The organism is Collimonas sp. GW821-FHT07E08 (assembly GCF_059418905.1).
Window position 1 is genome coordinate 238 of sequence record NZ_JBWKQR010000035.1, and the last position, 7,096, is coordinate 7,333.

Sequence of the window (7,096 nt, forward strand, 5' to 3'; positions counted from 1 at the left end):
CGACAGCGAAGCGATGCCGGTAGACGTCGACGTCGACAGCGAAGTTACGCTGCTGTTGGCCGTACTCAGGCCGGTCGAGGTGGAAGTCGACAGCGACGTCACACTGCTGTTTGTCGTGCTCAAGCCGGTCGAGGTGGAAGTCGACAGCGACGTCACGCTGCTGTTGGTGCTGCTCAAGCCCGTCGATGTCGAAGTCGACAGCGAAGCGATGCCGGTGGATGCCGATGTCGACAACGACGAGACATTGCTGTTGGCCGTACTCAAACCGCTTGATGTGGTGGTCGACAGCGAATTCAGCTGGCTGACATTCACGGCGTCGGTGCTGGCTGTACCTGCAGCCAGGTTAGTAATCTTCTGGCCGCTATTGTCTATGCCATTGGTGGTGGTTGCACCGGTAACGGTAAGTCCGGCGGTCGTGATGCCGGTCGACAGCGAAGCGACCGTTGTGCTCAAGCCGGTGGACAGGGATGTCACGCCGCTCTGGGCGGTGCTGATGCCGGTCGACGTTGAGGTCGACAGCGATGTGACGTTGCTGTTGGTGGTGCTCAACCCGGTCGAAGTTGACGTCGACAGCGAAGCCACGCCGCTATTGGCTGTGCTCAAGCCGGTCGAGGTGGAAGTCGACAGTGATGCGATGCCGGTGGATGTCGATGTCGACAACGACGAGACACTGCTGTTGGCAGTGCTCAGGCCGGTCGAAGTCGAGGTCGACAGCGAAGCAATGCCGGTGGATGTCGATGTCGACAACGACGAGACACTGCTATTGGTGGTGCTCAAACCAGTCGACGCTGAAGTCGACAGCGAGACGATGCCGGTCGATGCCGATGTCGACAGCGATGTGACGCTGCTGTTGGTGGTGCTCAAGCCGGTCGAGGTGGAAGTCGACAGCGAAACAATGCCGGTCGAGGCCGAAGTCGACAGCGATGCCACGTTGCTGTTGGTGGTGCTCAAGCCGGTCGAGGCCGAAGTCGACAGCGAGACAATGCCGGTCGAGGCCGAAGTCGACAGCGAACTCACGCTGCTATTGGTGGTGCTCAAGCCGGTCGAGGCCGAAGTCGACAGCGAAACAATGCCGGTCGAAGCCGAGGTCGACAGCGAACTCACGCTGCTGTTGGTGGTGCTCAAGCCAGTTGACGCCGAAGTCGACAGCGAGACGATGCCGGTCGAAGCCGAAGTCGACAGCGAACTCACGTTGCTGTTGGTGGTGCTCAAACCAGTCGAGGCAGAAGTCGACAGCGAGACAATGCCGGTCGAAGCCGAAGTCGACAGCGAACTCACGTTGCTGCTGGTGGTGCTCAAGCCGGTCGAGGTTGAAGTCGACAGCGAAGCGATGCCGGTCGAAGTCGAAGTCGACAGCGATGTGACGTTGCTGTTAGCAGTGCTCAAGCCAGTCGAGGTCGAAGTCGACAGCGAAGCAATACCGGTTGACGTCGAAGTCGACAATGACGCCACGTTGCTGTTGGCAGTGCTCAAGCCGGTCGAAGTCGAGGTCGACAGCGATGCAATTCCGGTGGAAGTGGATGTCGACAGCGAGGCGACATTGCTATTGGCCGTGCTCAACCCGGTTGAACTCGAGGTCGACAGCGACGATACGCTGCTGTTGGCCGTACTCAAGCCGGTGGAAGCCGAGGTTGACAGGGAGCTGATCCCGGTCGACAGGCTGCTCGCGCCGGTGCTCAATTGCGCCACGGTCACTGCATCCTGCTGCGCCGAACCATCGGCAACATTGGTGATGCGCCGAAGTGCAGCGGCAGAGCCGACAGAAACCTCGGAAAGCGGTGCGGCTGTGCCTGTCAGGAAACCGGCGCCGGTCGGTGCTGCTGCTCCGGTGGTCGAGCCGGCGCCGAGCGCCACGCTGTTGGTGTATGACGCCGTAGCGCCGCGCCCCAGCGCCACACCCGAAGTAGCCAATGAGGCCACCGATGACTCGCCGCCTATGGCCACCCCGTCCGTAGCCAGCGCTTGCGCGCCTTTAGTCGCGTTGCCGCCAATCGCCACCGCACCGGCCCCACCGGCCGTGGTGGAATTGCCGATGGTCGGCGCGGTGCTGCTGCCGCCGGAACCGATGGCGACACTATTGGTTTGCGTCGCCTGGCTCAGCAAGCCGACCGCCACGCTGCTGTTTCCTGTGGCTGTCGCCTGCACGCCCACCGCCGTCGCCTGCGTGCCAGCCACGCTCATGAAGCCGTTTGCGGTGCCGTAATTTCCCGTAACCTGCGTGCCGGAACCAAACAAGGTCACGCCAGTCTTGCCATTACCGTTGGCGCCGCAGCCTGTAACCGTCGAATAGTATCCGCTGCCATCGGTAAAAGTACCCGTGGTATTCGTGCCGTCCAGGCCGGTGAAGGTAAGCCCCACATTGCTATTGCAGCCAACCGGTGTAATGGTGGATGCATATCCAGACAGCGGCAGCGCCAATGCCAGCGCCAGTACCGACGTCTTTAAGGGGAAATCCCCGCTCAGCAGATATCTCCAGCCGGCATCCCCTGCCGAAGCAGGCATGCCCGCGGAACGGCTCGAGCCTGTTTGCTTGCCCTTTGCGGAGACCAGTTCCGAGACGGCAACCCAGGTACCCAGGATCTGGCTGTAGACGGTGCGATAAATTTTATTCATGGTTGGCTCTATACGAAAGTAGGTACGGCTTGCAGCAGGGGATCAGATTGATCGCGCAGGAAAAATGGGAAAACTAGACGGCGAACGGATAGCGAACAGCGGACAGCAAGTGCTCGGCGCCGTGCAAGAAAAACAACAAACCTAGGGGAAACAGCAAAGCCAGGCCGGCAAGGCCAAGGGCTGGCGCAACGTCAAAAGTCACACTTCCAGATGATGGCGGTTTGGTACCGGACACCCGATGCAATTTGTTCATTTCTTCCTCCCAGGAAGCTAAGCGTTGCTATTACCGCAAAGAACTCTTTAATCACATCAGGGTGGTGAGGCGAAGTGACCTGGTCACGTTCATTCTCAACTGCCGCTATCAAGAGCTCAGACAATTCATAAGACAGCCGCAATTTATCACTGCCTCTTGTTCCATTTTTCGCAACTTAACAATGTTTGACACTGTGTAACATTGGTTCACACATTAGTTCCCGTATGGCAATTTTGTGTCTCGCGGACACCACTAAACCAGCCATATCGACCATGTTGTTTTGATATTTTTTTGAAAACAATTGTCAAATCGTTTTCCAGGCGCTTGCGCCGGCGGAATTCAAAACGATAAAAAGCCCGCAATGACTTAAAGTCATTGCGGGCTTTTTTGAGTGCCGGCGGCCTGTTTCTTATTGCATCCCGGACTGGGTGGAGCGGCGGCCTGTGTGGCCGATCACCACAACTTGAAGTCGACCCCGGCCGATACCCCCCAGACACTGCCTGTGGTGCTCACGCCAACCCCCCAGGTATTGTTGCCGCTGCTGGTTTTCGCCCTGAATTGCAATGCAAGCGCACCATACCCCTGGTAAGAGCCGATACCCACTCCCATCCGCCCTTCGCCTCGTTCCAGCGCCGTGGTCACTGCTCCCGCCATCGCCATGCTCATGGCGACACCTGAGTAAGCAATTCGCTGCACATTGCCAATCTGGTTTTGCACGTTATTGAGCTGCGATACATTCACGGCGTCGGTAGGATTGACCCCTGGCGCCACATTGGTGACACGGCGCTCGTTGCCGGCGGAACCGACCGAGACCGTATTGGGCTGGTCTGCCACCGAATACGCACCCAGCGCCACCGAACGGTTGGCCGTAGCTTGCGCGCCGGCCCCCATCGCTACCGCGTCATTGCCCGAGGCCAGCGCATTGTTACCGATAGCCACCGTCGGATCGCCGGTTGCCCTTGCGTTGTAGCCGATCGCCACCGAGCCGGCTTGCGAAGCCAGGGCGCGGAAGCCGACGGCGGTAGCGTTGGTGTCGGTCGCCTGGGCATTCGAACCGATCGCCGTGGCGCCATCCTTGGTCGCCTGCGCGCAAAGGCCGGTGCCGGTGGCATCCACGCCATTGACGTTGCTGCAGGTAGCGGCGTTCACACTGCTGATCGCCGTGCCGCTGGTGCCGCGGGTCTGGACCGTGCCGTTGCTGTTGGCGCCGCCTATGGTGGTGGAGCCAACCGTGGCGCCATTGGCCGCGGCGGCAGCGGCCCCGTCAACCAATGGCTTCAACGATGTCGACAGCGAAGTCGTGCCGTTGGTAATGTTGCTCAAGCCGGTGGAAAGCGACGTTACCTGGCTCAGCCCGGTCGACAACGATGAAATTCCCGTCGACAAGGAGGAAATCCCGGTCGATGTCGACGTCGACAACGAACTCACATTGCTGGTGGTAGTAGACAGGCCGGTCGACAGGGAACCGATATTCGAGGTAGTGCTGGACAGGCCGGTCGACAGCGAATTGATGCTGCTGGTGTTGGTCGACAAGGCTGTCGAGGTTGAGGTCGACAGCGAACCGACATTGCTGTTGGTGGTGCTCAGGCCGGTCGACGTCGAGGTCGACAGCGATGCCATGCCGGACGAGGTCGCGGTCGACAACGATGTCAGCTGGTTGACATTGACCGCATCGGTACCCGCCGTGCCGGCCGCCAGGTTGGTGATTTTCTGGCCGCTGTTGTTGATGCCGTTGGTGATGGTCTGCCCGGTTACCGTCAATCCGCCGGTAGTGATGCCGGTCGACAGCGAGGTGATCGTCGTGCTCAGGCCGGTAGACAGCGACGACACGCCGCTTTGCGCAGTGCTGATGCCGGTCGAGGTAGAGGTCGACAACGACTCGACGTTGCTGACGGCGGCGCTCAGGCTGGTTGAAGTCGAGGTCGACAACGATGCAATGCCGGTTGAGGTCGAGGTCGACAGCGAGGCGACATTACTGTTGGCTGTACTTAAACCGGTGGAGTTTGAAGTCGACAACGATGCGATGCCAGTTGATGTGGACGTCGACAGCGATGCCACATTGCTGTTGGCGCTGCTCAAGCCCGTAGACGTCGAGGTCGACAAGGATGAAACATTGCTGTTCGTTGTGCTCAAGCCAGTTGAGGTCGATGTGGACAAGGAATCCACATTGCTGCTGACCGTGCTCAGGCCAGTCGAAGTTGAAGTCGACAACGATGAAACATTGCTGTTGGTCGTGCTCAAACCAGTTGAAGACGATGTTGACAGTGATGAGACGCTGCTGTTGGCAGTGCTCAGGCCGGTCGACAAGGAGCCAATATTGCTGGTCGTTGCACTCAGCCCTGTCGACAGCGACGAGACATTGCTATTGGTAGTACTCAGGCCAGTCGACAAGGAGCCAATATTGCTGGTCGTCGCGCTCAGTCCCGTCGACAGCGACGAGACGTTGCTGTTAGTCGTGCTCAGGCCTGTCGAAGCTGACGTCGACAGCGAGGCGATGCCGGTAGATGTCGAAGTCGACAACGATGAAACATTGCTGTCGGTCGTGCTCAAGCCAGTCGAGGCGGAAGTCGACAGCGAAGACACGCTGCTGTTAGCCGTGCTCAGGCCGGTCGACAAGGAGCCAATATTGCTGGTCGTTGCGCTCAGCCCCGTCGACAGCGACGAGACATTGCTATTGGTAGTACTCAGGCCAGTCGACAAGGAGCCAATGTTGCTGGTCGTTGCGCTCAGTCCCGTCGACAGCGACGAGACATTGCTGTTGGTGGTGCTCAGGCCGGTAGATGTCGACGTCGACAAGGAGTCTACATTGCTGCTGACTGTACTCAGGCCGGTCGAGGTTGAAGTCGACAACGATGAAACATTGCTGTTGGTGGTGCTCAGGCCAGTTGAAGACGATGTTGACAGTGATGAGACGCTGCTGTTGGCAGTGCTCAGGCCAGTCGACAAGGAACCAATATTGCTGGTCGTTGCGCTCAACCCTGTCGACAGCGATGAGACATTGCTGTTAGTCGTGCTCAGGCCTGTCGAAGTCGAAGTCGATAGCGATGAGACATTGCTGTTGGTGGTGCTCAGGCCAGTCGACAAGGAGCCAATATTGCTGGTCGTTGCGCTCAACCCCGTCGACAGCGATGAGACGTTGCTGTTAGTCGTGCTCAAACCAGTTGAAGACGATGTTGACAGTGATGAGACGCTGCTGTTGGCAGTGCTCAGGCCAGTCGACAATGAGCCAATATTGCTGGTCGTTGCGCTCAGCCCCGTCGACAGCGATGAGACATTGCTGTTAGTGGTACTCAGGCCAGTCGAGGTTGATGTCGACAGCGACGCTACATTGCTATTGGTGGTGCTCAGGCCAGTCGACAAAGAGTCAATATTGCTGGTCGTTGCGCTCAAGCCCGTCGACAGCGATGAGACGTTGCTGTTAGTGGTGCTCAGGCCGGTCGAGGTTGATGTCGACAGCGATGCCACATTGCTGTTAGCGGTGCTCAGGCCGGTCGACAAGGAGCCAATATTGCTGGTCGTTGCACTCAGCCCCGTCGACAGCGATGAAACATTGCTGTTAGTGGTGCTCAGGCCGGTAGACGTCGACGTCGACAAGGAATCCACATTGCTGCCGACCGTACTCAAACCAGTTGAAGACGATGTTGACAGCGACGAGACGCTGCTGTTTGTAGTGCTCAGGCCAGTCGAAGCTGAAGTCGACAGCGAGGCGATGCCGGTAGATGTCGATGTCGATAACGATGAAACATTGCTGTTAGTAGTGCTTAGACCGGTCGAAGTTGAAGTCGACAGCGACGCCACATTGCTATTAGTGGTGCTCAGGCCGGTCGACAAGGAGCCAATATTGCTGGTCGTTGCGCTCAGCCCCGTCGACAGGGACGAGACATTGCTATTGGTCGTGCTCAAACCAGTCGAGGTTGAAGTCGACAACGAGGCGATGCCGGTAGATGTCGAGGTCGACAACGATGAAACATTGCTGTTCGCTGTGCTCAAGCCAGTTGACGTCGATGTGGAGAGCGACGAGACACTGCTATTCGTCGTACTCAGACCAGTCGAGGTTGAAGTAGACAACGAGGCGATGCCGGTGGACGTCGATGTCGACAGCGAAGACACGTTGCTGTTAGTCGTACTCAAACCAGTCGAAGTCGATGTGGAGAGCGACGAGACATTGCTATTGGTCGTGCTCAGGCCAGTCGAAGCTGAGGTCGACAGCGAGGCGATGCCGGTAGATGT

At 58.3% G+C, this 7,096-nt stretch carries 3 protein-coding genes; all 3 read right to left on the bottom strand.

The features are described 5' to 3' along the window. Positions 1-2,613: ESPR-type extended signal peptide-containing protein (locus tag AC07RZ_RS23865; RefSeq protein WP_494669840.1), on the bottom strand; the 2,613-nt coding region annotated here is incomplete at its 3' end. Between the two features lie 73 nt (positions 2,614-2,686). Continuing rightward, on the bottom strand, positions 2,687-2,866 hold the full coding sequence (locus AC07RZ_RS23870; RefSeq protein WP_494669839.1) for a hypothetical protein: 180 nt from the start codon (positions 2,864-2,866) through the stop codon (positions 2,687-2,689). A 453-nt stretch (positions 2,867-3,319) separates the two neighbouring features. Further along, positions 3,320-6,934, bottom strand: coding sequence for an ESPR-type extended signal peptide-containing protein (locus tag AC07RZ_RS23875; protein WP_494669841.1), 3,615 nt, complete (start codon positions 6,932-6,934; stop codon positions 3,320-3,322). Positions 6,935-7,096 lie beyond the last annotated feature (162 nt).